Origin of the sequence: Nonomuraea fuscirosea, assembly GCF_003001935.1 — a bacterium.
GTDB classification, from domain to species: domain Bacteria; phylum Actinomycetota; class Actinomycetes; order Streptosporangiales; family Streptosporangiaceae; genus Nonomuraea; species Nonomuraea fuscirosea.
In genome coordinates this window covers 435686-458104 of sequence record NZ_PVNG01000004.1, presented here as the reverse complement: position 1 = coordinate 458104, position 22419 = coordinate 435686, and the positions used below count along the sequence as shown (strand labels likewise).

General features: G+C 72.6%; 28 protein-coding genes. 14 read left to right on the top strand and 14 right to left on the bottom strand.

All coding sequences use genetic code 11. The features are described 5' to 3' along the window. Positions 1–140: 140 nt before the first annotated feature. Entirely contained in the window at positions 141–1514 is a 1374-nt protein-coding gene (locus tag B0I32_RS12235) for an FAD-dependent monooxygenase (protein WP_106237914.1), read from the bottom strand. A 35-nt stretch (positions 1515–1549) separates the two neighbouring features. Here B0I32_RS12235 and B0I32_RS12230 point away from each other — a divergent pair, with 35 nt between their 5' ends. Beyond that, the gene (locus B0I32_RS12230) at positions 1550–2236 is read left to right on the top strand and encodes a TetR/AcrR family transcriptional regulator (RefSeq protein ID WP_106237912.1); all 687 of its coding nucleotides are present in this window, start codon (positions 1550–1552) and stop codon (positions 2234–2236) included. Here B0I32_RS12230 and B0I32_RS12225 read toward each other — a convergent pair. Beyond that, on the bottom strand, positions 2199–2963 hold the full coding sequence (locus B0I32_RS12225) for a MerR family transcriptional regulator (protein ID WP_106237909.1): 765 nt from the start codon (positions 2961–2963) through the stop codon (positions 2199–2201). The genes B0I32_RS12230 and B0I32_RS12225 overlap by 38 nt on opposite strands. A 98-nt stretch (positions 2964–3061) precedes the next feature. Beyond that, positions 3062–3436, bottom strand: coding sequence for a winged helix-turn-helix transcriptional regulator (locus B0I32_RS12220; protein WP_106237907.1), 375 nt, complete (start codon positions 3434–3436; stop codon positions 3062–3064). Between the two features lie 134 nt (positions 3437–3570). Between B0I32_RS12220 and B0I32_RS12215 the strand changes: the two genes are divergently transcribed. Continuing rightward, positions 3571–3936 carry a DoxX family protein gene (locus B0I32_RS12215; protein ID WP_106237904.1) on the top strand — a complete coding sequence of 122 codons (366 nt, stop codon included), beginning with the start codon at positions 3571–3573 and terminating at the stop codon, positions 3934–3936. 12 nt (positions 3937–3948) lie between these two features. Here B0I32_RS12215 and B0I32_RS12210 read toward each other — a convergent pair whose 3' ends face one another. Genes B0I32_RS12210 through B0I32_RS12195 form a run of 4 tightly spaced genes read right to left on the bottom strand, consistent with a single transcriptional unit; the run spans position 3949 to position 6159 of the window. Next, a complete protein-coding gene (locus B0I32_RS12210; protein WP_106237901.1) occupies positions 3949–4551 on the bottom strand; it encodes a methyltransferase domain-containing protein in 603 nt (200 codons plus the stop codon). 33 nt (positions 4552–4584) lie between these two features. Then, a complete protein-coding gene (locus B0I32_RS12205) occupies positions 4585–5241 on the bottom strand; it encodes a maleylpyruvate isomerase N-terminal domain-containing protein (protein WP_106237898.1) in 657 nt (218 codons plus the stop codon). A gap of 59 nt (positions 5242–5300) precedes the next feature. Continuing rightward, positions 5301–5711, bottom strand: a complete 411-nt coding sequence (locus B0I32_RS12200) for a VOC family protein (RefSeq protein ID WP_106237896.1) — start codon at positions 5709–5711, stop codon at positions 5301–5303. 10 nt (positions 5712–5721) lie between these two features. After that, positions 5722–6159 carry a helix-turn-helix transcriptional regulator gene (locus B0I32_RS12195; protein WP_106237893.1) on the bottom strand — a complete coding sequence of 146 codons (438 nt, stop codon included), beginning with the start codon at positions 6157–6159 and terminating at the stop codon, positions 5722–5724. 73 nt (positions 6160–6232) lie between these two features. Here B0I32_RS12195 and lexA point away from each other — a divergent pair, with 73 nt between their 5' ends. Next, complete coding sequence (gene lexA / locus B0I32_RS12190; protein ID WP_245955790.1) at positions 6233–6898, top strand: transcriptional repressor LexA; 666 nt, start codon at positions 6233–6235, stop codon at positions 6896–6898. A 132-nt stretch (positions 6899–7030) separates the two neighbouring features. Then, positions 7031–7846, top strand: coding sequence for an SAM-dependent methyltransferase (locus B0I32_RS12185; protein WP_106237889.1), 816 nt, complete (start codon positions 7031–7033; stop codon positions 7844–7846). A gap of 39 nt (positions 7847–7885) precedes the next feature. On the opposite strand, the gene B0I32_RS12180 is transcribed toward B0I32_RS12185, so the two are convergent. Continuing rightward, complete coding sequence (locus tag B0I32_RS12180; RefSeq protein ID WP_106237887.1) at positions 7886–8569, bottom strand: alpha/beta fold hydrolase; 684 nt, start codon at positions 8567–8569, stop codon at positions 7886–7888. A 128-nt stretch (positions 8570–8697) separates the two neighbouring features. On the opposite strand from B0I32_RS12180, the gene B0I32_RS12175 reads away from it, so the two are divergent. Continuing rightward, positions 8698–9669 (top strand): helix-turn-helix transcriptional regulator, encoded by a 972-nt coding sequence (locus tag B0I32_RS12175; protein WP_106237885.1) that lies wholly within the window; start codon positions 8698–8700, stop codon positions 9667–9669. A 192-nt stretch (positions 9670–9861) separates the two neighbouring features. Then, positions 9862–10779, top strand: a complete 918-nt coding sequence (locus B0I32_RS12170; RefSeq protein WP_106237883.1) for an RNA polymerase sigma-70 factor — start codon at positions 9862–9864, stop codon at positions 10777–10779. Here the strand turns inward: B0I32_RS12170 and B0I32_RS12165 are convergent. Together B0I32_RS12165 and B0I32_RS12160 are read right to left on the bottom strand one after the other, a co-directional pair. Continuing rightward, positions 10764–12008, bottom strand: a complete 1245-nt coding sequence (locus tag B0I32_RS12165) for a cytochrome P450 (RefSeq protein WP_106237881.1) — start codon at positions 12006–12008, stop codon at positions 10764–10766. The two genes, B0I32_RS12170 and B0I32_RS12165, sit on opposite strands and share 16 nt — an antisense overlap. 134 nt (positions 12009–12142) lie before the next feature. Then, the gene (locus tag B0I32_RS12160) at positions 12143–12631 is read right to left on the bottom strand and encodes a GNAT family N-acetyltransferase (protein ID WP_106237879.1); all 489 of its coding nucleotides are present in this window, start codon (positions 12629–12631) and stop codon (positions 12143–12145) included. Positions 12632–12792: 161 nt separating this feature from the next. Here B0I32_RS12160 and B0I32_RS12155 point away from each other — a divergent pair, with 161 nt between their 5' ends. Beyond that, positions 12793–13683 (top strand): alpha/beta fold hydrolase, encoded by an 891-nt coding sequence (locus B0I32_RS12155; RefSeq protein ID WP_106237877.1) that lies wholly within the window; start codon positions 12793–12795, stop codon positions 13681–13683. Here B0I32_RS12155 and B0I32_RS12150 read toward each other — a convergent pair. Beyond that, a complete protein-coding gene (locus tag B0I32_RS12150; protein ID WP_106237875.1) occupies positions 13680–14276 on the bottom strand; it encodes a TetR/AcrR family transcriptional regulator in 597 nt (198 codons plus the stop codon). The two genes, B0I32_RS12155 and B0I32_RS12150, sit on opposite strands and share 4 nt — an antisense overlap. Before the next feature lie 72 nt (positions 14277–14348). Here B0I32_RS12150 and B0I32_RS12145 point away from each other — a divergent pair, with 72 nt between their 5' ends. Next, positions 14349–14846, top strand: coding sequence for an FBP domain-containing protein (locus B0I32_RS12145; RefSeq protein ID WP_106237872.1), 498 nt, complete (start codon positions 14349–14351; stop codon positions 14844–14846). Between the two features lie 104 nt (positions 14847–14950). Here B0I32_RS12145 and B0I32_RS12140 read toward each other — a convergent pair whose 3' ends face one another. After that, a complete protein-coding gene (locus B0I32_RS12140; RefSeq protein ID WP_106237870.1) occupies positions 14951–15550 on the bottom strand; it encodes a TetR/AcrR family transcriptional regulator in 600 nt (199 codons plus the stop codon). A gap of 124 nt (positions 15551–15674) precedes the next feature. On the opposite strand from B0I32_RS12140, the gene B0I32_RS12135 reads away from it, so the two are divergent. The 3 genes from B0I32_RS12135 to B0I32_RS12125 all read left to right on the top strand — a co-directional run bounded on the left by B0I32_RS12135 (position 15675) and on the right by B0I32_RS12125 (position 18875). Next, complete coding sequence (locus B0I32_RS12135) at positions 15675–17141, top strand: MFS transporter (protein WP_106237867.1); 1467 nt, start codon at positions 15675–15677, stop codon at positions 17139–17141. A gap of 254 nt (positions 17142–17395) precedes the next feature. Then, positions 17396–18217, top strand: coding sequence for a hypothetical protein (locus tag B0I32_RS12130; RefSeq protein WP_106237864.1), 822 nt, complete (start codon positions 17396–17398; stop codon positions 18215–18217). 241 nt (positions 18218–18458) lie between these two features. Then, positions 18459–18875, top strand: a complete 417-nt coding sequence (locus tag B0I32_RS12125; protein ID WP_106237862.1) for a DUF6010 family protein — start codon at positions 18459–18461, stop codon at positions 18873–18875. A 13-nt stretch (positions 18876–18888) separates the two neighbouring features. On the opposite strand, the gene B0I32_RS12120 is transcribed toward B0I32_RS12125, so the two are convergent. Together B0I32_RS12120 and B0I32_RS12115 are read right to left on the bottom strand one after the other, a co-directional pair. After that, a complete protein-coding gene (locus tag B0I32_RS12120) occupies positions 18889–19275 on the bottom strand; it encodes a tautomerase family protein (RefSeq protein WP_106237860.1) in 387 nt (128 codons plus the stop codon). A gap of 1 nt (position 19276) precedes the next feature. Next, a complete protein-coding gene (locus tag B0I32_RS12115) occupies positions 19277–19843 on the bottom strand; it encodes a TetR/AcrR family transcriptional regulator (protein ID WP_106238290.1) in 567 nt (188 codons plus the stop codon). A gap of 46 nt (positions 19844–19889) precedes the next feature. Here B0I32_RS12115 and B0I32_RS12110 point away from each other — a divergent pair, with 46 nt between their 5' ends. The 3 genes from B0I32_RS12110 to B0I32_RS12100 all read left to right on the top strand — a co-directional run bounded on the left by B0I32_RS12110 (position 19890) and on the right by B0I32_RS12100 (position 22355). Beyond that, complete coding sequence (locus tag B0I32_RS12110) at positions 19890–20411, top strand: P-loop nucleotide/nucleoside kinase family protein (protein ID WP_181307289.1); 522 nt, start codon at positions 19890–19892, stop codon at positions 20409–20411. A 61-nt stretch (positions 20412–20472) separates the two neighbouring features. After that, entirely contained in the window at positions 20473–21324 is an 852-nt protein-coding gene (locus tag B0I32_RS12105) for an SAM-dependent methyltransferase (protein ID WP_106237856.1), read from the top strand. Positions 21325–21500: 176 nt separating this feature from the next. After that, complete coding sequence (locus B0I32_RS12100; RefSeq protein ID WP_106238288.1) at positions 21501–22355, top strand: aldo/keto reductase; 855 nt, start codon at positions 21501–21503, stop codon at positions 22353–22355. Positions 22356–22419: the final 64 nt, after the last annotated feature.

The window sequence follows — 22419 nt, the reverse complement described above, 5'->3', positions numbered from 1 at the left end:
GGTCGTCTCGCGTCTCGATCGGCTCGGTCCCGCGAGAAGGTGACGGGTCCGCGGCGGCCCGGAGGTGCGTCCGCGTCCGCCCGGAGGCAGGCCCGAGTCCACCCAGAAACGATGTCAGTCGTACGAGCGACGCCGGCGCGTCACTCGTACGAACGGCTGATGAACCCGTCAGGGCGGACCAGCACCGTCCCGTACGGCCACCCGTCCACGACATGCACCGGAACATCGGCCTCCACCCCGGGATCGGCCGTGACGACGCACCACCGCGATCCGACCAGGTCCAGCGTGGACACCCCGTCGGCCACCCACAGGTGCGGCAGGCGTGACCCCGGCGACCCGTCGAAGTCGAGGGCGACGTCCTCGGTGGAGGGGAGCGCCGCGCCGCCGTACCGGTACCCCATGTGCACCACCGGCGCGTTCATCGCCCCCACCGCCTCGCGCGCCCGCGCCATGTCCTGCCCCCAGTGCAGGGACGGGTCCTCGAACCGCAGGCGCGCCTGCTCCATCGTCATCAGAGCCACCGGGTGGCGCTCCTCGTGGTAGGTCTCCAGCAGTTCGGGCCCGGCCTCGCCGCGCAGCACGTGCGCGAGTTTCCAGGCCAGGTTGTGCGCGTCGGCGACGCCGGTGTTCAGCCCGAACGCGCCCAGCGGCGGGATGGCGTGCGCCGCGTCGCCCACCAGGAAGACCCGCCCGGCGGAGAGGCGGTCGGCCACCTGACCGCGCCCGCGGAACCTCAGCACGCTGCGGATCTCCACCTCGACCGACGGGTCGCCGAGCGCCGTGCGGATGAGGTCGGGGGCCGGCTCGGTGTCGAGGGTGGTGAGGAAGACCCACTCGCGTGCGCCGTCGACCGTCACCAGCAGGCCGGGCGCGTCGGGATGCTCGATGTTGCACATCGCGAACGGCTGCTCCGGCCGCAGCTCGGCGCGGAACAGCACGCTCGTCGTCTCCCTGCCCATCACGCCGGGACCGGTGACGCCGAGGCCGAGGATCTGCCGGACCCGGCTGCGCACGCCGTCGGCCGCCACGAGATAGCGCGCCCGCACCACCCGCCCGTCGGACAGGGTGGCCGTGACGCCGTCGGGGTCCTGCTCGAACGAGTCGAGCGCCACACCGAACTCCACGTCACCGGCTTTGGTGATCAGTACGCGGTCGAACCGGTTCTGCGCGCAGGTGCCGCGGATCCTGGCCGGGGTGTAGGTGAACTCGGTCTCGCCTCTCGCCTTCCACGCCAAGCCTTCGGTGAAGTCGGCCTCGGCCAGCGTACGCCCCTTGATCTTGCCCGCCCGCAGGTCGATCGCGGCCTCGTTGACCGCTTCCGCCAGGCCGACCTCGCGCAGGATCTCCACCGTGCGCAGCCCGATGCCGTTGGCCCTGGGGTGGTGGGACAGCTCGGGTTTCTCCTCGACGACCAGGGGTTTGACGCCGTGGTGGCGCAGCAGCACCGCGAGCATCAGCCCGACGGATCCGCCGCCGGCGATCAAAACATCAGTGGATACAGTGTTCCCGTTCATGGGAACACTGTATCCATTCCGGTAGAGTCGTGTCCATGCCGCTTGTCTGGGAGCGTGAGCCGTACCGGCCGAAGAGGCAGGCCCTGAGCGTGGAGCGCATCGTCGGCGTGTCCGTCGCCATCGCCGACGCCGAGGGGCTCGACGCGCTGTCGATGCGCCGCGTCGCCGCCGAGCTGTCGACGGGCACGACGTCGCTCTACCGCTACGTGGACAGCCGCGACGACCTGCTCGACCTCATGGCCGACGCGGTGCAGGACGACCAGGTGCCGCTGACCGGCGACTGGCGCGCCGACCTTGAGGCGTACGCGCACCACGAGCGCGAGCTGTGGCTGCGGCACCCGTGGCTCGCCCCGCTGCTGGCGACCCGGCCCTCGCTCGGCCCCAACTGGCTGCGCGGCCTGGAGCGCGCCCTGACCGCGGCCGCCCCGCTGACCGCGGACGTCGCCGCCGCGGGCTCGGTCGTCGGGCTGATCAGGGATTACGTACGGGGTGCGGTCATGCGTGAGCTCGCCGAGAAGCAGACCCGGCAGCGTACCGGCCAGACCGAGGACGAGTGGCGCGCCGACGTGGCCCCGTACATGATCAGGATCATGGAAAGCGGCGCCTATCCCCGGGTCGCCGCCCTCACCGCGACCGCCGATCTGAGCCCGGCCGAACAGTTCACGTCCGGTTTGCGGAGCATCCTCACCGGGATCGCGGCCTCTCATCCGACGACGACGTGAGCCGGCCCATCACCCGCTCCACGAACAGCTGGTTCACGCGGTGCTGCTGGTCGTTGAGGTTGCGCTCCCCGTACGCGGCGAGCATCGAGGAGACGTCCGCGCCGAACTCGACGTCGGGCCAGTTCCGCAGCAGCGGCAGATACCGCGTCACCATGTCGTCGGCCAGCCGCTCGACGGTCTCCTGCGGCGTGTCCGGGCCGAGTTCGCCGAAGCGCTGGACCAGGTCCGCCGTGGCCGGGGTGAAGAGTGCCTGCTCGGCCATGGCGCCGGCGAGGGCGGCGGTCTCGTTCTCGCCGATCAGGTGCGAGATCAGCAGGAGCTGCTCGTACTCGTGGCGCGCCACGTCGGGGGCGACGCCGGCCTCGATGACGGATCCGTAGTCGGCCATCTCCGGTGGCAGGTCGGGCGTCGCGCCCTGGTGGCGGAGCCGGGCGATGGCCGCCCGCCGGCTGGTGAGCCGCTCGATCTCGGCGACCGCCTGCCGGTCCAGCTCGTCCAGCACCTCCTCGGCCACCTGAGGATCGTCCAGAACGCGGGGCAGCTCGGCGAGCGGCAGGCCGAGCTCGGTCAGGCGGCCGATCCGCAGCAGCCGGACCAGATGGCGTACGTCGTAGTCGCGGTAGCCGTTGACCGAGCGCTCGGGCTCCTCCAGCAGGCCGATCTGCAGGTAGTGCCGCACGGTCCTGATCGTGACGCCGGCCAGCGCGGCCAGTTCACCGCTGCGCACCGGTCCCCTCCTTCGGCTCTCGCGGCGCCCCTCCGCCGGCGCGGCCCGTCATGACCGCGCACCCGGTGATGTCATGGCGTGCACGCTACCTCCTGGCTTCAGGTGCGGGCCTCGTACGCTGCCCGGCTGGCCTCCATGTGCGAGACGTGCTCGATGGCCCAGCCGGCCAGCGCCAGCGCGGGCGGGATGAGGCTCTTGCCGGTCGGCGTCAGGGCGTACTCCACCCGCGGCGGCACCTCGGCGTGCACCGTACGGGAGACCAGGCCGTCGCGTTCGAGGTTGCGCAGGGTCAGGGTCAGCATGCGCTGGGAGATGCCGGGAACCTGCTGGTGCAGGTCGGTGAAACGGAGGCTGCCCCGGTCGAGGGTGGCCACGATCAGCAGCGTCCACTTGTTGCAGATGCGGTCGAGGACGGCGCGGAGCGTCCGGCCGCCGTCTCCCCGGATCATGCAGGTGTGCTCGTACTCCGACACGACAGCCTCTTGTGGGTGACGCACACGTGTGTGCCTTTTGTAAGGCCTTCGATAGTGACGCATCATGGGGCTGCCCCACCAGGGGTAACCGTCGTGGCCGACGCCACATCAGCAACCCCCGAGGTGTGCCTTACATGGAGATTTCCTATTGGGTCGTCGCCGCGCTCCTGGCCCTCATGTACCTCTACTCCGGAGGCAAGAAGGTCGCCCAGGACAAGGAGCGGCTGCGGCCGATGATGGGCTGGGTCGACACCGTCCCGATGCCGTACGTCCGCGGGATCGGCACCCTGGAACTGCTCGGCGCGGCCGGGCTCGTCCTGCCGCCGCTGACCGGGATCGCGCCGTGGCTCGCCCTCGCCGCGGCGATCGGTTTCGTGCTGCTCCAGATCGGCGGCATCACGCTGCATCTGAGCCGGGGCGAGTCGCGGCTGATCGGGCTCAACGTCGTCCTGCTGGCCGCCGCGGTGGCGGCCGCCTGGCTGGCCACCGTCTGGCTCTGACAGGGGCCCAGTTCAGTCCCGCGGCTTGCGCCACAGGATGCTGTAACGCCACAGGAGGTGGCGGCGGTACGCGGAGCCGGGCAGCAGCTCGGCGGCCAGCGCCCGCATCTCCGGGTACGTCACCGGCGGCGGCCACACCGTCGGGGACGGATGCTCCCAGTGCTCCTTCGCCGCCCGGTGCAGCCCGTTGGCCGCGACGGCGGCCAGCTCGCGCGGCAGGTCCCCGGGCATGGTGCTGCGGGCCAGCCCGAGGACGGCCAGCACGCCGCCGGGTGCGAGCAGGTCCCGCATGCGGGTCAGCCCTTCGGCGGCGTCCATGTGGTGCAGGGTCGCCACGGAGGTGACGACGTCGAACGAGGCGGGCTCGAACGGATGCGTGCGGAAGTCGTCCTCGACGTAGACGATGTCGTCCGCGTGCTCCCGGGCCAGTGCGAGACCGGCCGCGTCGGGGTCGATGCCGGTGACGTGCGGCACGACCCGCCGTAACTCGCGGGCCAGCGTGCCCTCGCCGCAGCCCACGTCGAGGGCGCTCTTCGCGCCGTCGGGGACCGCGCGCAGGATGCGCGGGTGGTAGTGGATGTTGTGGTTCCACCGCTTGCCGTTCCGCACCGTCATGTGATCATCCCGTCGGTCAGAGTGGGGGGCACGTCATCCGAGCACGAACGGCAGTCTCCCGGCCAGGTCGCCCAGCTCGGCCCGCTCCGCGTCGGTCGGGGCGCGCCGTCCGGTGCCGACCAGCAGCGCGTCCTCGTCCGGGAACGACGCGGGGAACGGCGTCCCCGCGATCTTCTCCAGCATCTCGCGGGAACGGGCCGCGCCCTCCGCCGGCGGTCCAGGCAGGTGCGGAAGGTGCGCGCCGAGGTCGAGGTGGTGCAGCGTCCACTCCAGCACGTACGCGCCGAGGTAGTCGCCCGCCGTGAGCACCACGTCGCGGGTTTCGACCCGCAGCGCCGGATCGGCGAGACGGGCGGCCCGGCCGGCGGCGGACCCCACGTCGTCGAGGTGGAACGTGAGCAGGCGGGGCTCCTCGTACGCGGCGGCCAGCCGGACGGTGAGCGCGTCCAGCGGATCGTCACCGCTCGGCGGCGTATCCGAGACCTCCCAGTAGGTCACAGCGTCACGGGTCGGCTCCGCATCGGCCGGGGTCGCCAGCGTGATCAGAACGTCCTGCGCGTCGATGACCAGGTGACACACCAGATCCCGGACGAGCCATCCCCGGCACCCGGACGGCCGCGCGAAGTCCTCCTCACGAAGCTCGCCGACCGCCGCGAGCAACGCGTCCCAGGAGCGCGAGAAGAGATCCACCCCGGCAACGTAATGCGATCCCGCCACGACAGCCAAACCAGGCCGCCCGGCGCGGGCGGTTACGCCTTCGGCTCCTGGGCGATGCGGATCATGGTGCCCGAGGGGTCGCGGACGGCGCAGTCGCGGGGACCCCACGGCTGGTCGGCCGGCTCTTCCAGCACCTCGGCGCCGCACGCCCGCACCTTCTCGAAGGTCGCGTCGAGGTCGTCGGTACGGAAGATGAGCATCGGCATGACACCCTTGGCGAGCAGCTCGCGCAAGGCGTCGCCGTCGGCTTCGGACCGGCCGGCGTGCGGCTCGGACAGGACGATCTCGAGGCCCGGCTGGGCCGGGCTGCCGAGGGTGACCCAGCGGAACCCGCCCGAGGAGACGTCGTTGGTCACGTCGAGCCCGAGCCCGTCGCGGTAGAAGGCGAGCGACTCCTCCACGTCGTTGACGGTGACGTGACAGTACTGCAGTGCGATGGACATAAGGTCAACGCTAAGCGGCGGCTTCACGTCCCGCCTCCCTTCGGAGCTCGGCTTGCCTGATCGGGCGGGTGCGCACCTTCGCCACGCACGGGGGCATGGCCGTCTCGGCGCGGTGCTCGCGGGCGCGGTAGGCGCTCGGCGTCTCCCCCACCAGCTCGGTGAACCGTGAACTGAACGAGCCCAGCGACGTGCATCCCACCGCCATGCACGCGTCGGTCACGCTCATGCCCGCGCGCAGCAGGGCCATCGCCCGCTCGATGCGGCGGGTCATGAGATAGCTGTAGGGGGTCTCGCCGTAGGCCGCGCGGAACCGCCGCGAGAAGTGCGCCGGCGACATGAGCGCGTGGCGGGCCATCGCCGCCACGTCGAGCGGCCGCGCGTAGTCGCGGTCGATCAGATCACGCACCCGCCGCAGCCGGACCAGGTCGGCCAGGTCTTCCGCAGTCATGCAAGGAATATACAACCGCCCGCCGACAGGCAGCCGGCGGCGCTCACGGCGGACCCGCCGGACCACCTCTACCATCTCAACCGTGACCACCTACGACGCCGACCCGTTCGACCATCTCGACGCCGCCGCCCTGCCGCCGCGCCAGCAGCGCATCCTGGCCGCCATCCAGGACTGGGTGACCAGGTACGGCTACCCCCCGAGCACCCGAGAGCTCGGCCAGGCGGTCGGGCTGCGCTCGCCGTCGTCGGTGTCGAAGCACCTGAGAGACCTGGAGGACAAGGGCTTCCTGCGAAGGGGCGCGTCGATGACCCGGCCCATCGACGTCCGCCTGTTCCTGCGCGGCCCGGCGGCCGAGACGTCCGGCGACCTGGTGAGCGTGCCGGTGGTCGGCGACATCGCGGCCGGCGTCCCCATCCCCGCGGACGAGCACCTGGACGGCGCCCTGACCCTGCCCCGCGACCTGACCGGCCGCGGCAACGTCTTCGGCCTGCGCGTCCGCGGCGACTCGATGATCGACGCCGCGATCTGCGACGGCGACCTCGTCGTGGTACGCCAGCAGCCCGAGGCCCACTCGGGTCAGATCGTCGCGGCGATGATCGACGACGAGGCCACCGTGAAGGTCTACCGGCGGCGCGGCGGGCACGTCCTGCTCGAACCGCGCAATCCCGCGTACGACGTCATCGACGGCGACCGGGCCGTGGTGCTGGGCATCGTCGTGTCGGTGCTGCGCAGCGTGTGAGCGTCGCGGCTGTGTGGCGGCTCAGTCTCGCACCACCGGCCAGCGCCTTTACGTCGTAGATTCCGGCAATCCCGCACATCGTCCCCCGATCCTCCTACTACGATCGTTTTACCGAGTGACTGAGGAGTAGGAATGACGGAGCAGGAGCGGGCACCTGCGGGCGTGGACGCGACCGTGCCGAGCGTGGCTCGGATGTACGACTATCTCCTGGGTGGCAAGGACAACTTCCGCGCCGACCGCGAGGCCGCCGCGCAGATCATCCAGCTCTCGCCCAACGCGAAGGAGGTCGCGCAGGCCAACCGGGCGTTCCTCGGCCGGGCCGTACGCGCGGTCGCGGAAGGCGGCATCCACCAGTTCCTCGACATCGGCACCGGGCTGCCGACCCAGGACAACGTGCACCAGGTCGCGGCCAGGTTCTCCCCCGGCTCGCGGGTGGTCTACGTCGACAACGACCCGATCGTGCTCGTGCACGCCCGCGCCCTGCTGGCGGAGACCGACGACGTCGTCGTGGTCGAGGGCGACATGCGCGAGCCCAAGGCCATCCTGGGCCACCCCGACGTCACCGGCCACCTGGACTTCCGGCGGCCCCTGACGGTGATCATGGTCGCGGTGCTGCACTTCATCCCCGACGACGACCAGGCCCAGTCCATCGTGCGCACCGTACGCGACTCCCTCCCGTCCGGCAGCCACCTGATCATCTCGCACGTGACCGCGGGTGAGCTGGGCAGCGACGTGGTCGGCGAGGGCAACGACGTCTACCGCAGGACCACCGCGGGCAACGTGACCCCGCGCACGCGCGAGCAGATCGCCGGCTTCTTCGAGGGGCTGGAGCTGTTGGAGCCCGGCCTGGTGTCGACGACCGACTGGCGTCCCGAGGTCGCCCTCGACCCCTCGCTGGCCGGCCCGGGCGGCGCCGACATCCTCTGCGCCGTCGGCCGCGTCCCCTGACGTCCGCCGGGGAACGGACGGGCGGGCGAAGAGAACGCGTCAGGCCTTGGCGGCGGCGGCCAGGAGGCCGGCCAGTTCGGCCGGACGGGTGAGCATGGGCCAGTGCCCGGAGTCGAGGTCCGCGTACTCGACCCGCTCGGCCTTGGCCAGCTCAGGCACGTCACCGGCGGCGACCCACGCGCGCGCCTCATCGGGGCTGAACTCGGGGCACACGACCAGCACGGGCACGCCGAACCGCCGCTCGTCCTTCAGCCGCACCACGCCCTTCGCCACCCCCTCGGGCACCGGCACGGCCGCGCTCGCGAAGTCCCGCCTGGCCGCCTCGTCGAGGTCGGCGGAGTCGGGCCCCTCGAACGGGCCCCAGCCGGGGAACGGCATGACACCGTCCTCCACCTCGAAGAAGTCGGCGTACGTCTGCCCGTCGCCGGACGGGAAACCCCCGATGAGCGCGACCTTGGCGACCCGTTCCGGGCGCGCGTCGGCGGCCAGCCAGGCCAGGGTGCAGGCGGCGGAGTGTCCCGCCACCATGACCTCGCCGCGCGCCGCGTCCACGGCCGCGAGCACCGCCGCCACCTGGTCTCCGAGCGTGGCCGAGCGGGAGCCGTCCCCCTGTCCCGGCAGGGCGACCGGCACGGCGCGGTGGCCGTGCGCCTCCAGGGCGGGGACGACGTCGTCCCAGGTGGAGGCGTCGAGCCAGAGGCCGCCGATCAGCAGAATGTCCATGATCCGTTCTTTCTCCTCGGTACGCCCCGGCGAGCGCAGGCCCGCGGGGACCCGGTAGCCACGCCAGGCTAGGGCCGGTTCCGGACGTTCTGCTTCCTGTTCTTGACGTGACCTCCTAACCTTCAGATGTGCCGACCGACCTCAGCCCGACCGCGCGGGCCCTGCGCACCATGGAGCTCCTCAGGAACCGCCCCGGCGTGACTGCCGGCGAGCTCGCCGAGCACCTGCACGTCACCGAACGCGCCGCGCGCCGTTACGTCGGGATCCTGCGCGAGGCGGGCATCCCGGTCGAGTCCACCCGCGGCCCCTACGGCGGGTACCGGCTCGGGCGCGGCACGCGGCTGCCCCCGGTCGCCTTCACCGAGCCGGAGGCGCTCGGCCTGGTCATGGCGGTGCTCGACGGGCAGCCGGCCGCCACCGACGCGGGCGACGTCGTCGGCGCAGCGCTCGGCAAGGTCATCAGGGCGCTGCCGGAGAGCGTCGGACGGCAGGCGGCGGCGCTGCGCGAGCACGCCTCGGCGGCGCCCGACCGGTCCTCGGCCCGGCCGGACCCGGCCATCACCAGCGCGCTCGTGGCGGCCGGCGCGGACCGGCGGCGGGTGGTGGTCGCCTACCGGAGCGAGTCGGGCAGGGAGTGGGAGGCGGAGGTGGACCCGTGGGCGGTCGTCGTCCGGCACGGCCGCTGGTACCTGCTCTGCCACTCCCACCACGCGCGGGCCGTGCGCACGTACCGGGTCGACCGCGTGCGCGAGGTCCGGCGGACGACGCGGGCGTTCGAGCCTCCTGACGGCCTCGATCCGGTGGCGGCGCTGGAGGAGAATCTGGGCACCGGGTGGGAGTTCGCCACGCGGGTCGTGTTCGACGCGCCGCAGGAGGAGGTCGCGCCGTGGATCCGGCCGCCCATGGGACGGCTCGAACCGCGGGGCGGCGCGCCGGGCGAGGGGTGCGTGCTGGTCGGCAGCACGAGCAATCCGGCGATGTACGCGCAGGAGTGGCTGCCGACGATCCCGTTCCCGTTCCGCGTCGAGGGCGGGCCGGAGCTGCGTGCCGCGGTCGCGACGCTCGTCTCCCGCCTCACCGCCTCCCTCGAACCGCGCTGACCGCACCCCGGGCGGCCGGGTCCGAGGCAGGCGTGTCGGAGGCTGCCGAGCGCGACGCCTATGATGCGTTCGGTGTCGATCTCCCGCCGGACGCGGTGGAGAGCGCCGGACGGACGGACTCGCCGTCCGGCCCGGCCTCACCGCTCATCAGGGGACCGGCGGGGAAGATGGACGCCGGGGCGACAGGGGGCGATGGCGGTGGCGGACAACGGGCCGGGCGATCCGGAGGAGCTCGAACGGGCCGCGCGGGTGTTCGCGGAGGTGCGCGGGCGCCTGTTCGGGATCGCGTACCGGATGCTGGGCAGCGCCACCGAGGCCGAGGACCTGGTGCAGGAGGTCTGGATGCGCTGGCAGGCCTACGACCGCGCGACGGTCGACAACCCGGCCGCGTTCCTGGCCACGACGATCACCCGTCTCGCGATCAACGAGCTGCAGTCCGCGCGTGTGCGCCGCGAGACCTATGTCGGCCCGTGGTTGCCCGAGCCGGTCGACACCGGCGCCGACCCCTATCTGGGCGCCGAGCGCGGCGAGGCGCTGAGCCTGGCGGTGCTGCTGCTCCTGGAGCGGCTCTCGCCGACGGAACGGGCCGCGTACGTGCTGCGGGAGGCGTTCGACTACCCCTACCCGCAGATCGCCGAGATCGTGGGGCTCAGCGAGCCGGCGGTGCGCCAGCTCGTCAGCCGGGCCCGCAAGCGGGTGCTCGTCGAGCGCCGCGCCCCCGTGACCCCGGGCGCGCAGCGCAAGCTGCTGACGGCCTTCGTCGCCGCCGCCCGCGCCGGCGACCTGGCCGCGCTGGAGCAGCTCTTCGCCGCGGACGTGGTCAGCTACTCCGACGGCGGCGGCGCCGCGCGCGCCAGCCGCATCCCCGTGGTCGGCGCGACGCGGGTGGCGAAGTACATCAGGGCGTTCGCGCCGCGCTTCTGGACCGGGGTCGAGGTGACGTGGGGGACGGCGAACGGGCAGGCCTCGGCCCTGCTGAGCCGCGACGGCGAGGTGTTCACGGTCGTCACCGTGCACGCCTCCGAGCAGGGCATCGACCAGGTGCTGTGGATGATGAACCCGGCCAAGCTGACCGCCGCGACCGGCGGCCGCCGTCAGGAGAGCGAGTAGCGGATCGGCAGCCGTTTGAGCCCGCCCACGAACGTGGTCGCCGTCCACGCGGGCTCGCCGTCCGGCTCGACGCGGGTCAGGCGGGGCAGCAGAACGGCGAACAGCTCCTGGATCTCCATCCGGGCCAGCGCGGCGCCCAGGCAGTAGTGCACGCCCGAGCCGAACGCCAGGTGCCGGTTGGGGTCGCGACCGGCGTCGAAGCGGAACGCGTCCGGAAAGACCTCCTCGTCCCGGTTGGCCGACGGGTAGGCCAGCAGCACCGACTCCCCCTCGCCGATCGGCGTGCCGCGGACCTCGGTGTCGGCGGACGCCGTGCGCATGAACGACTTGACCGGGCTGACCCAGCGGATCATCTCCTCGGCGGCCGGGGCCAGCAGGCCGGGGTCCGCGCGCAGCCGGCGCAGCTCGGCCGGATGGCGGATGAGCGCGTCCAGGCCGCCGGCGATGGTGGAGCTGGTGGTGTCGTGGCCGGCGGTGGCGATGATGATGTAGTACGAGGCGGCGGTGTTGTCGTCCAGGTGGCGGCCGTCGACGCGGGCGTTGGCGATCTCCGAGGCCAGGTCGCCGGTGGGGGTGGCACGGCGGCGGGCGGTCAGGTCGCGGAAGTAGGCGAACAGGTCCTCCAGCACCGAGGTGTGGTCGACGGGCGTGCCCGAGCCGCGCCCGGTGTCGGCGTCGTCCTGGCCGAACAGCTGCTGGGTCAGCCGCAGCATACGGGGGAAGTCGGACTCGGGCAGGCCGAGCAGCGAGAGGATGACGTAGAGCGGGTAGTGGGCGGCGACGTCGCGGGCGAAGTCGCAGGCGCCGCCGTGCTCGGCCATGACGGCGACGTACCGACCGGCCAGCTCGCGCACGCGCGCCCGCAGGTCGCGCATCGCCTTGGGGCGGAACCAGTCGGCCGCGACGGCGCGCAGCTCGCGGTGGCGCCGGCCGTCCAGGTGCACGAGGGTCGCCAGGGCGCCGCCCCGGGCGCGGCGGGCTTCGAGCGCGGCGTCGAGCGCCGCGGTGCGCAGGACGGGACGCGGGGCGTTGAGCCACAGGGTGTGGTCGCGTTCGACGTCGATGATGTCGGCGTGCCGGGTGACGGCCCAGAAGGGCGTGTAGCCGGGGGCCTCGACGCGGTGGACGGGAGCCTCGCGGCGCAGGAGCGTGAGCGCGGCGTGCAGGCGGGCCTCGTCGGCGTAGGTGGCGGGCGCGGCCAGTGAGCAGCCGGCCTCGGCCACGGACATCGTTGCTGGGGTGGCGGTCACGGGGAGGGCTATTCCCGCGCGGCGGCCGGTCCATGCGGGCGCCCGGCCGCGCCGCCGTCCGCCCGCACCGCCGCCCGCCCGTCCGGCAGGTCAGCGCGGTCGGCGGGCCCGGGTCAGAGCGGACGGTGCATGATGTGCAGGCCCACGTATCCCCGCTCCGGATGCCGGAAGCCCTCGGGCACCGTCCCGATGATCTCGAAGCCGAGCGACCGGTAGAGCGACACCGCGTGCGTGTTCGTCTCGACGACGCCGTTGAACTGCATGGCGCGAAAGCCCTCCGCCCGTGCCCAGTCCAGCGTGTACGCGCACAGCGCCCGCCCGACGCCGCGGCCGGTGCGGGCCGGATCGACCATGTAGCTGGCGCTCGCGACGTGGGCGCCGTTGCCCGCCTGGTTGTTGTTCATCTTGGCCGTGCCCAGGACCTCACCGTCGTCGTCGACGGCGACGACCGTGCGGTTGGGCGGCGGCAGCATCCACCAGTCATGGCCCTGGTCCGCGCCCATGTCGACGGGATAGGTGAACGTCTCGCCGGCGGCGACGATCTTGCGGAAGAACGGCCACACGGCCGCCCAGTCCTCTTCGGTGGCCTCTCGGATCAGCATCCGGCCATCGTACGGGCGGCGAAGACGCGCCCAGGACGGGCGACCTGCTGGGTTTCCGGCACAGTACGGTCGCATTCTCTGGGCTTCCGGCACATTGCCGTGTCTCGTCCGCTCTTCGTAGCCTCTGAGCATCCCCCCGCGACACCCCGGGAGCGCCGCACATGCCCTTCACCAGCGACGTCGAGATCTACTACGAGACGGCCGGAGACCCGTCCGGCGAGCCGCTGGTGCTGATCGAGGGCTTCGGCGGGCAGCTCATCGGCTGGCACGAGGAGTTCTGCGCGCTCCTCGCCGACGCGGGTTTCCACCTCATCCGGCTGGACAACCGCGACGTCGGGCTGTCGCAGAAGTTCGGCGGCCCCGAGGACGTCGACGGCGGCTACGGGCTGTCGGACATGGCGGACGACGTGGTCAGGGTGCTCGACGCGCTGGGTCTGGAGAGCGCCCACGTGGCGGGCCGGTCGATGGGCGGGATGATCGCGCAGACGCTGGCGATCGAGCATCCGCGGCGGGTCCGCGGCCTCGCGCTGTTCTACTCGATCCCGGGGCGGTCGCCGCGGTACGTGCTGCACGGCGAGCACCCCGAGCGCCTGACGGTGCAGCCGCGCCACGGCCGCGACGAGGTGATCGCGTACGCGGCGGCCGCCCACCGGGAGGCGCGGCCCGACCATCCGGAGTCGGAGGTGGCGTGGGCCCGCGACCGTGCCGCGGAGGCGTACGACCGCTGCTACGCCCCCGACGGCATGGCCCGCCAGTGGGCGGCGCTCATGCGCGCCCCCGAGCGGCTGGAACGGCTGCGCGCGGTCGGGGCGCCGACGGTGCTGGTGCACGGACGCGACGACCCGCTGCTGCACTGGCACGCCTCCGCCGACATGGCCGAGGCGATCCCCGGCTCAGAGCTGCACGTCTATCCGGGCATGGGGCACTGGCTGGAGCGTCACCTGTGGCCCGACTACGTCGCCGCGATCACGCGTACGGCGAGCCGCTACGAGAGCGCGCTCGCGGCCGCCGGTCAGGACGCCGGTCAGGACGCCGGTCAGGACGCCGGTTAGGACGCCGCCGGTCTGGACGCCGTGCCGGGCCAGTTCGACAGGGCGGCGTGCAGGACGTCGAGGATCGCGGACCACGAACTGTCCGTGTCGCGTATCCCGCTCGAATGGCTGAAGGACTGGGACGCCTCCAGACTCACGAACCCGTGGAAGGTGCTGCCGAGCAGCCGGATCGCGTCGATCTGGTCGGATTCGGGCACCCGGTAGCCGCGCAGGATGGCCCGCGTCATCTCGGCGTGGCGGACGCCCGCGCTGGCCGCCGCGGTCTCCGGGTCGAGCGGGAAACGGGTGGCGGCGTAGCGTCCCGGATGCCGCATGGCGTAGTCGCGGTAGGCGTCGGCGAAGGCCACCAGCGCGTCCTTGCCCGAACGCCCGGCCAGCGCGTCGCTCACCTCGTCGGCCAGCTCCGCCAGGGCGAACAGCGCCACCTTGACCCGCAGGTCGCGCATGTTCCTGATGTGGGAGTAGAGGCTGCCCTCCTTGACCCCGAAACTGCGCGCCAGCGCCGTGATCGTCACGTTGTCGAAGCCGAGCTCGTCGGCCAGATCCGCCGCCACCTCGGTGAGGCGGTCGACGGTCACCCCCGCGCGTGGCATGCGTGTCCTCCCGGAAACCTAAAGAGTTTATCCATTTGCATAATAGTTCCAGCCTTTCTAGCGTCGCCACTCATGAGAGCCATCACCGAACGTGACATCCGTGCGTCCTTCGTCAACTGTTCCAAGGGCGAGGCCAAGCGGCTCGGCCTGCCCAAGGATCTCGACGAGCAGCCGTGGGACGACCTCGACTTCCTGGGCTGGCGCGATCCCGGCGCGCCCGAGCGCACCTACCTGGTGGCCGAACGTGATGAGCGCCTGACCGGGATCGCGTTGCGGGTGACGTCCGGCGGCGGGCGCGGCTTCACCTCGCGCAGCATGTGCTCGCTCTGCCTGACCACGCGGACCGGCGGCGGCGTGGTGCTGATGTCGGCGCGGCGCACGGGTGAGGCGGGGCGGCTGGGCAACACCGTCGGGCAGTACCTCTGCAACGACCTGGACTGCTCGTTGTACCTGCGGGGCAGGAAGGAGTCGATGTCCGGGGGCGACCTGGAGGAGACGCTGCCCCTGGAGGGCAAGATCGCCCGTCTGCACGCCAACCTGGACGCCTTCCTCACCAAGATCACCGCCTGAGACCGGCAGGCGGCGCGGTACGGCCGTCACACAGCGGGCGCCGTCACACCCCGTCACACCGCGGGCGCCGTCACACCGCGGGCGCCGTCACACCGCGGGCGCCGTCACAGCAGGCGGCGCTGGAGGACGTCGGCGAGGGCCGTGGACACGAGCCGGTCCACCTCGGCGGCGTCCGGCGGGGCGCCCTGCCACCCGGCGAACAGCAGGTGCCCGGACCCGATCAGCATGAGCGCCAGCGTGTCGACGTCGGCGTCGGCGGCGATGCGGCCCATGGCGCGCTCCTCGGCCAGATAGACGGCGATCATGCCGGCCGCCTCGGTCAGGATCGGGACTCCGGCGGGCGCGGTGACACGGAGCAGCGCACGCAGGTCGTCGCGGAAGACGAGCAGGCCGACGACGGCCACCGCGACCGCGTCGAACAATTCGATGAGCGCGCCCGCGAGGTTGCCGGTCACGGTGCCGGTGCCCGCGGCGGCGCGCAGGACGCCCGCCTGCCGCTCGACCCCGGCGACGCGCTCGCGGACCAGCTCGGCCAGGAACTCGTCGAAGTCGGCGAAGTGCCGGTGCAGGACCCCCTTGGCGCAGCCCGCCTCGGTGGTGACGGCGCGGCTGGTCAGGGCGCGGGGCCCGTCGCGGAGCAGGACCCGTTCGGCGGCGTCGAATAGCTGCCGGCGCGCGTCGCGCATGGCCACTCCTGTCGGCATGACACGCCTTCCTTCCTCGCGGTGAGCCACGGCAACTTTATCGGCCCGTACCGTCCCCTCCTATCGGAGTGAGCACTCACTCCAATCTTGACGGAGTGAGTGCTCACTCCGTAATATCCTCGATATGACGAACCCGCCGCGCCTGCCACCGCCCGCCGCTCCGACGCCGTACGAGCTGCTCCCCGCCGGCAACCGCCGGCTGATCACCGCGGCCACCCTCACCTGCGTCTTCCTGAGCATGCTGGACGGCACCGTGACCGGCACGGCGATGCCCAGGATCGTCGCCCAGCTCGGCGGCGCCGAGACCTGGTACGTCTGGGTGGTCACCGCCTACCTGCTGACCTCCACCGTCACCGTCCCGCTCTACGGCCGCTTCTCCGACCTGCGCGGGCGGCGCGGCCCGTTGCTCACCGGCCTGGGGATCTTCCTGGCCGGGTCGCTCGCCTGCGGCCTCGCCTCCTCCATCACCCTGCTCATCGCCGCCCGCGCCGTGCAGGGCCTGGGCGCGGGCGCGCTGCTCACGGTCGGCATGGCGGTGGTACGCGACCTGTATCCGCCCAGCCGCATGGGAGGCATGGTCCGCATGCAGAGCGTCATGGCGGTCATGCTCGTCGCCGGCATGGTGGGCGGCCCGCTGGCCGGCGGGGTGCTGGCCGACTACGCGAGCTGGCGGTGGGCGTTCCTGCTCAACCTGCCCGCGGGCGCGGTCGCCGCGGCGCTGCTGGCCGCCCTGCTCCCCCGCACTCGCCCGGCCTCCTCCGTCACCGGACGGCTGGACGTGGCCGGCATCGCCCTGCTCACCAGCGGGTTGTCCCTCGTGCTGCTCGGGCTGACCCTCAAGGGGCACGGCGAGCGGAGCTGGAGCGACCTCACCGTGGGCGCTCCCCTGCTGCTGGGCGCGGTGCTGCTGGCCCTGCTGGCCGTGGCCGAGCGGCGGGCCGAGGTGCCGATCGTGCCGCTGCGCCTGTTCGGCCACCGCGCCTACGCCGCGATCATCGCGGCCGGGTTCTTCTTCCAGGCGGCGAGCCTGCCCGCGGGCGTCTTCCTGGTCCTGTACCTGCAGCACGTGCGCGGCTACTCCGCGACCGACTCCGGGCTGCTCCTGCTGCCGATGCTGGGCGGGATGGTGCTGTCCAACCGGCTGACCGCCTCCTTCATCCTGCGCACCGCGCGGCCCAGGCCCGCGCTGCTGCTGGGCGCGGCGCTGCTGACCGCGGGCAGCCTGCCCCTCCTCACGCTGAACGCCGGCACCCCCGCCTTACTGATCGCCTGCTGCCTGGCGCTCGTCGGCCTGGGCACCGGCCCGGCCATGGGCGGGGCCTCGATCGTGGCCCAGAACAGCGTCCCCCGTACGGACATCGGCGCCGCCACCGCCGGGTCCATGCTCACCAAGCAGATCGGCGGCGCGGTGAGCCTCGCCTGCGGCCAGTCCCTGCTCGGCCACCATCTCACCGCAGGCGGCGCGGACGCGGTCCAGGTCACCGCGGGTGTGGCCACGGTTCTGGGCTGGGCCGGCGGCCTGGGCGGGCTGCTGGCGCTGGCCTCGGTCGTGCTGATGCCGGATCTCCGGATCGGCGGGCGTACCGACTAATCGGACGACTATGGAGAAAACGGCGGGAACCTACTGAGTCCGGCCGTACGTCCAACCAGAGCTAGCGTTCGCGTCCGGCATCCGTACCCGATGGGGTGGTGCCGGCGCCGTAGTCCGGCCTGTTCGCCTTCGACAATGACGCGAGTTCAGCCCCTCCCTCCACGTCACGGCGGACCGCCGCGGCGGCCGTCGCCATGCGCCGGTTCGCCCCGGGTGGAGGGCACAGATGACTCCGATCCCCATGGAGGACGCGTATGAGGTTCGACCGACCGCGCCCGAGACGGCGCGTCTCCCGGCAGTTGCTCAAGGTCGCCGCCGTCGCGGTCGTCACGGCGGGCGGGCTCGGTGTGACCATGACGGCCTCGGCGGCCACCCTGACGCCGCCGGCCCCGACCCCGACGATCACCGAGTCCCCCACGGAAACCCCGACCGAGACGCCGACGGACACCCCTGTCCCGACGGAGACCCCGGCGCCGGCGCCCACCGCGACCGAGGTGCCGTCGGTCAACCCCTGGAGCTTCCTGGGCGCGATGCACGGCGAGTTCGTCGTCCCGACGAAGGACGGGTGCGGCACGATCACGGTGCTCGCCCAGACCGGCCAGGTGTCCGCCCTCGCGACGGACTCCATCACGGTACGCAGCCAGGACGGGTTCGAGCAGACGTACGCGATCGACGAGTCCACCCGCCGGCCGGTGCGCCTCCGTGACCGGGAGACCCCGATCGAGCAGGGCGGCTGGGTGTCGGTGACGGCCACCACGGACGGCACAACGGCCAGGGCGTTGAACGTCCTCGACCTGTCGCGGCCCGTGCGGCTGCACCCGTGGAACAAGCGCGAGTGGAACGACCGCGAGTGGAAGCGGGCCAAGCAGTGGTGGAGGGGCGTCGTGCCGACGTGGCAGACTCCGGCCCCGTGCCCCACGCCGACGGCGACCGCCACGCCGATCCCGTCGGACACCGCGACACCGCCTCCGACCGACCCGCCGACCGACCCGCCGACCGAAACCCCCACCGAGACACCCACGGAAACCCCGACGGAAACCCCCACCGAGACGCCGACCGAGACCCCGGGTTCCTGAGCCGCCCAAGGAGCGGGCCGATGGATGACCCGGTGAGCCCTCTCCCGTGTCGCCGGCAGGCCGTTCCGTGAGCTGATCGGCGCCGGTCGCGAGCAGTCACCCTCACCCACGCGCGCCGGCCGCGGGCACTGGCGGTATCCCGTGGGAAGTTGTCGATCGAGCCACTGGGGCGATGGCGCCGGGCGGCCTAGCGTTGCCTGCGCACCTGCCGCGACCACCCAGAAACGGATGATCACGCCCCATGTCCATCGTCATGCCGATCCTCATCGGCGTCGTCGCCGTCACCCTGATCTCCCTGGTCCCCGAGCGGCACCGGCGCCCGCTCAACGCCGTCGTGGTGGCCGGGGCGGGCGCCGCCTACCTGAGCGGGGGCGGGCTCGGCCCGTGGGAGTTCGTGCTGCCGGTCGTGATGAGCTACGTCGCCTACCGGGGGCTGGAGAGCTGGACCTGGATCGGCGTCGGCTGGCTGCTGCACACGGCGTGGGACGTGATCCACCACCTGAACGGCAGCCCGCTGCTGCCCTTCGCCGAGCTGTCGTCGTTCGGCTGCGCCATCTGTGATCCGGTGATCGCGCTGTGGTGCTTCGCGGGCGGGCCGTCCGTCATCGGCCTGGTCAGGGCCCGGTTCCGCCGCGACGCCGCGCCCGTGCCGGATTGAGCGGCGAAGCCCGTCAGTCCATGGCGTACTGCGCGATCCCGTCCCCGAACGACCAGTCGATCGGCTCGTTCTCGGTCAGGGTGACGAACACGTTGCGCGGCTCGGTCGCCGCGTACTCGCGGGCGAGTTCGGCGATGCGCCGGTAGAGGGCCTTCTTCTGCTCGGGGGTGCGCCCTGAGCGGAGCGTGATCGCCACGTACACGAGGTCGTCGTCGCGCCTGATGCCGGGGAAGCCGTCGTAGCGCAGGGTGCCGGTCGTGCCGTCGTGGCTGGTCAGGACCTGGAAGCGGTCGTCGTACGGGATGCCGACGGTCTCGGCCAGGGCGTCGTGCACGGCGCGGCCGAGCGCGTCGAGCCGGTCGGGGCCGGCCCTGAGCGCGTCGATGCGGACGAAGGGCATGTCAGTCCTCTCCTTGACGGGTGAGCAGGGCGAGGGCGCCCTCGACGGCCTGGGCGTAGCCGGCGGCCGAGCCGGTGGCGCGGGCCAGCACGTAGCCGCCCTGCACCACCGCGACCAGCGCCGCGGCCGTGGCTTCCGGGTCGAGGCCCGCGGCGAGGTCGCCGTCGTCGCGGGCGCGGGTCAGCAGGGCCGTCAGCCGGTCGGTGAGCCAGGCGAAGGTCCGCTCGATCGGCTCGCGCAGCTCGGGGTCCTTCATCACGTCGGGGTCCTGGGTGAGGCGGCCGACCGGGCAGCCCTTGAGCGCGTCGCGTTCGCGGCGCAGGTAGGCGGCGACCTGCTCCAGGGCGGTGCCGGGGCCGGTGAACGCGGCCTGCGCCCTGTCCCTCAGCTCCGTGGCGCTGCGCTCGATCGCGGCCCGCGCCAGGTCCGGCTTGCCGCGGAAGTGGTGGTACATGCTGCCCTGACCGGCGCCGGCCCGCTCCTGGATCGCCTTCGGGCTCGTGCCCACGTAGCCGCGCTCCCACAGCAGCTCACGGGTGCTCTGGATGAGCCGTTCCCTCGTGTCCATGCCGTACATACTAGTAGGTACAGATGTGTCGGCTACCATCCCCCTGATGGAAGATCACGCGTTGGCGCCGCTGTTCCTGCTCGCGGGCGCGCCGGGCGCGGGCAAGACCACTCTCCTTCCGCACCTGGTCGCGCGGGCGGGCGGGATCGTCGTCATGGACATGGACGAGCTGCTGGAGGACGGCCGGCTGGTCGGCGTGCCCATCGCGACGCCCGAGGCGGCGCCCGTGTGGCCGGCGTACGACCGGATGTGGGCGCGGATCGTCACCATGGTGCGCCGCGCCGGCCATCCGGTCCTGCTGCTGTGCCCGGTCCCCGACCCGGGCGAGCTCGCGCCGGGAGCGCGGTGGGTGGAGCCGGCCCGCTGGGCGCTGCTGGACTGCCCGGACGACGAGCGGGTACGCCGGCTGCGGGCGCGGGGCGGTCCGGCCGGGTGGATCGGCGGGGCGCTGGCGGACGCCGCCGAGGGGCGCGAGCTGATCCCCCACGTCTTCGGCACGGGCGGTGGTGAGACGCCCGCGGGGGTGGCGGCGCGGGTTCTCGGCTGGGTGCGCGAAGAGACCGGGTGACGAAGATCACAATCGGCCGGGTTATCTCGTATGATCCGATCAGGGCGAGGAAGGCGGGGTCATGGCCGGAGATCGGGAGCAGGACGCGCAGGGCTTACCGGACGAGCGGGCTCCTCAAGGGGTCGATCCGACGGTTCCCAGCGTCGCGCGCATGTACGACTACTACCTGGGCGGCAAGGACAACTTCCACGCCGACCGGGTGGCGGCGGAGCAGATCGTCGCCATAGCCCGCGAGAGCGGCGCCGACGTGCGGGAGATGGCCCTGGCCAACCGCGGCTTCCTCGTCCGCGCCGTACGCCACGTCGCCCGCTCGGGCGTGCGGCAGTTCCTCGACATCGGCACGGGCCTGCCCACGCAGGACAACGTGCACCAGGTGGTGCAGCGGGAGGCGCCCGGCTCGAAGGTCGTCTACGTCGACAACGACCCGATCGTGCTCGTGCACGCCCAGGCCCTGCTCGCCGACAACCCGCACACCGCCGTGATCGAGGGCGACCTGCACCGGCCCGACGCCATCCTGAAGGCCGCCGCCGCCCACCTCGACCTCTCCCAGCCGGTCGCGATCATCGTGGCGGCCGTCTTCCACTTCTTCCCCGACGACGACGAGGTGGCCGCGATCGTCGCCACCCTGCGCGAGGCCCTGGTGCCCGGCGGCCATCTGGTGATCTCGCACAGCTACGTCGAGCCCGAGGAGGGGCGGGCCGACAAGATGGACGAGGCCAGGGGCGTCTACCGGCGCTCGGGCGCGGGGACGATCGCCTGGCGCGACCGGGAGACCATGCGCGGCTACTTCGCGGGGCTGGAGCTGCTGGAGCCGGGGATCGTACCGGTCCAGGAGTGGCGCGACGACGACCCGTACCCGGCGCCGGGGCTGGCGAAGGGCGGCGTCCTGGCGGGAGTCGGCCGCCGGCCCTGACCCGCGCGACCCGGCGCGGGCGTGCCGTCCCCCGGACGGCACGCCGCCGTCGGCGCCGGCCCTGAGCGATACGGTGCGGGCGAGCCGCCTCTTCGGCGACACGCGGTCGCTTTCGGCGGCGGCCTGTTTGACCTGGAGTGCGCTCCAGACGACAGGGTGTTCTCATGCAGAACGCCATGAGAACGCGTGCCATCGGAAACCGCCAGGTCGGGGCCATCGGGCTCGGGGCCATGCCCATGTCGGTGGCCGGCCACATGCCGGACGAGGAGCAGTCGATCCGGACGATCCTCGCCGCCCTGGACGCCGGTATCACCTTGATCGACACGGCCGACGCCTACACGCCCTCGCACGAGGACGTCGGCCACAACGAGCGCCTGGTGTCCAGGGCGCTGGCGCGCTGGAGCGGTGACACGGGCTCCGTGCTCGTCGCCACCAAGGGCGGCCACACCCGTACGCCGGACGGCTGGGACGTGGACGGGCGCCCGTCGTACCTGAGGGAGGCCTGCGACCGGTCGCTGAAGGCCCTCGGCGTGGACAGCATCGGGCTCTACCAGCACCACCGGCCCGATCCGAAGGTGCCGTACGAGGAGACCATCGGCGCGCTGAAGGACCTGCACGACGCCGGCAAGATCCAGATGGCCGGCATCTCGAACGCGGACCCGGCGCAGATCAGGCTCGCCCACGACATCCTCGGTGAGCGCCTGGTGAGCGTCCAGAACGAGTACTCGCCGCGGTTCCGTTCCAGCGAGCCCGAGATCGACGTGTGCGAGGAGCTCGGCCTGGCCTTCCTGCCGTGGTCACCGCTCGGCGGCATCGGCCGCACCGGCGAGCTGCGTGAGCGCAACGCCGCCTTCACCGAGATCGCGCAGGCGCACGGCGTCTCGCCGCAGCAGGTCTGCCTGGCCTGGGAGCTGGCCCGCAGCCCGGTCGTCATCCCGATCCCGGGCGCCAGCCGGCCGGAGTCCATCGTCGACTCCGCCCGCGCCGCCGCTTTGGAGCTGAGCGCGGAGGAGCTCGCCCGCCTGAGCTAGCCACATCACCGACACCCATCGACGACCGTGCCGGTGCCGGCCCAGCCCGGCACCGGCCCGGGCC

Bases quoted from the DNA above. Each gene is read 5' to 3' on its own strand.
- B0I32_RS12160 (WP_106237879.1), bottom strand. From the start codon at position 12,631: ATGCTGATCCGAGAGGCCACCGAAGAGGACTGGGCGGCCGTGTGGCCG.
- B0I32_RS12115 (WP_106238290.1), bottom strand. From the start codon at position 19,843: ATGGACACGAGGGAACGGCTCATCCAGAGCACCCGTGAGCTGCTGTGG.
- B0I32_RS12195 (WP_106237893.1), bottom strand. From the start codon at position 6,159: ATGACTGCGGAAGACCTGGCCGACCTGGTCCGGCTGCGGCGGGTGCGT.
- B0I32_RS12105 (WP_106237856.1), top strand. From the start codon at position 20,473: ATGGCCGGAGATCGGGAGCAGGACGCGCAGGGCTTACCGGACGAGCGG.
- B0I32_RS12180 (WP_106237887.1), bottom strand. From the start codon at position 8,569: ATGGACATTCTGCTGATCGGCGGCCTCTGGCTCGACGCCTCCACCTGG.
- B0I32_RS12130 (WP_106237864.1), top strand. From the start codon at position 17,396: ATGAGGTTCGACCGACCGCGCCCGAGACGGCGCGTCTCCCGGCAGTTG.
- B0I32_RS12165 (WP_106237881.1), bottom strand. From the start codon at position 12,008: ATGTCCGTGGCCGAGGCCGGCTGCTCACTGGCCGCGCCCGCCACCTAC.
- B0I32_RS12170 (WP_106237883.1), top strand. From the start codon at position 9,862: ATGGCGGTGGCGGACAACGGGCCGGGCGATCCGGAGGAGCTCGAACGG.
- B0I32_RS12235 (WP_106237914.1), bottom strand. From the start codon at position 1,514: ATGAACGGGAACACTGTATCCACTGATGTTTTGATCGCCGGCGGCGGA.
- B0I32_RS12120 (WP_106237860.1), bottom strand. From the start codon at position 19,275: ATGCCCTTCGTCCGCATCGACGCGCTCAGGGCCGGCCCCGACCGGCTC.
- B0I32_RS12110 (WP_181307289.1), top strand. From the start codon at position 19,890: ATGGAAGATCACGCGTTGGCGCCGCTGTTCCTGCTCGCGGGCGCGCCG.
- B0I32_RS12185 (WP_106237889.1), top strand. From the start codon at position 7,031: ATGACGGAGCAGGAGCGGGCACCTGCGGGCGTGGACGCGACCGTGCCG.
- B0I32_RS12230 (WP_106237912.1), top strand. From the start codon at position 1,550: ATGCCGCTTGTCTGGGAGCGTGAGCCGTACCGGCCGAAGAGGCAGGCC.
- B0I32_RS12135 (WP_106237867.1), top strand. From the start codon at position 15,675: ATGACGAACCCGCCGCGCCTGCCACCGCCCGCCGCTCCGACGCCGTAC.
- B0I32_RS12100 (WP_106238288.1), top strand. From the start codon at position 21,501: ATGAGAACGCGTGCCATCGGAAACCGCCAGGTCGGGGCCATCGGGCTC.
- B0I32_RS12210 (WP_106237901.1), bottom strand. From the start codon at position 4,551: ATGACGGTGCGGAACGGCAAGCGGTGGAACCACAACATCCACTACCAC.
- B0I32_RS12145 (WP_106237872.1), top strand. From the start codon at position 14,349: ATGAGAGCCATCACCGAACGTGACATCCGTGCGTCCTTCGTCAACTGT.
- B0I32_RS12200 (WP_106237896.1), bottom strand. From the start codon at position 5,711: ATGTCCATCGCACTGCAGTACTGTCACGTCACCGTCAACGACGTGGAG.
- B0I32_RS12150 (WP_106237875.1), bottom strand. From the start codon at position 14,276: ATGCCACGCGCGGGGGTGACCGTCGACCGCCTCACCGAGGTGGCGGCG.
- B0I32_RS12155 (WP_106237877.1), top strand. From the start codon at position 12,793: ATGCCCTTCACCAGCGACGTCGAGATCTACTACGAGACGGCCGGAGAC.
- B0I32_RS12215 (WP_106237904.1), top strand. From the start codon at position 3,571: ATGGAGATTTCCTATTGGGTCGTCGCCGCGCTCCTGGCCCTCATGTAC.
- B0I32_RS12140 (WP_106237870.1), bottom strand. From the start codon at position 15,550: ATGCCGACAGGAGTGGCCATGCGCGACGCGCGCCGGCAGCTATTCGAC.
- B0I32_RS12125 (WP_106237862.1), top strand. From the start codon at position 18,459: ATGTCCATCGTCATGCCGATCCTCATCGGCGTCGTCGCCGTCACCCTG.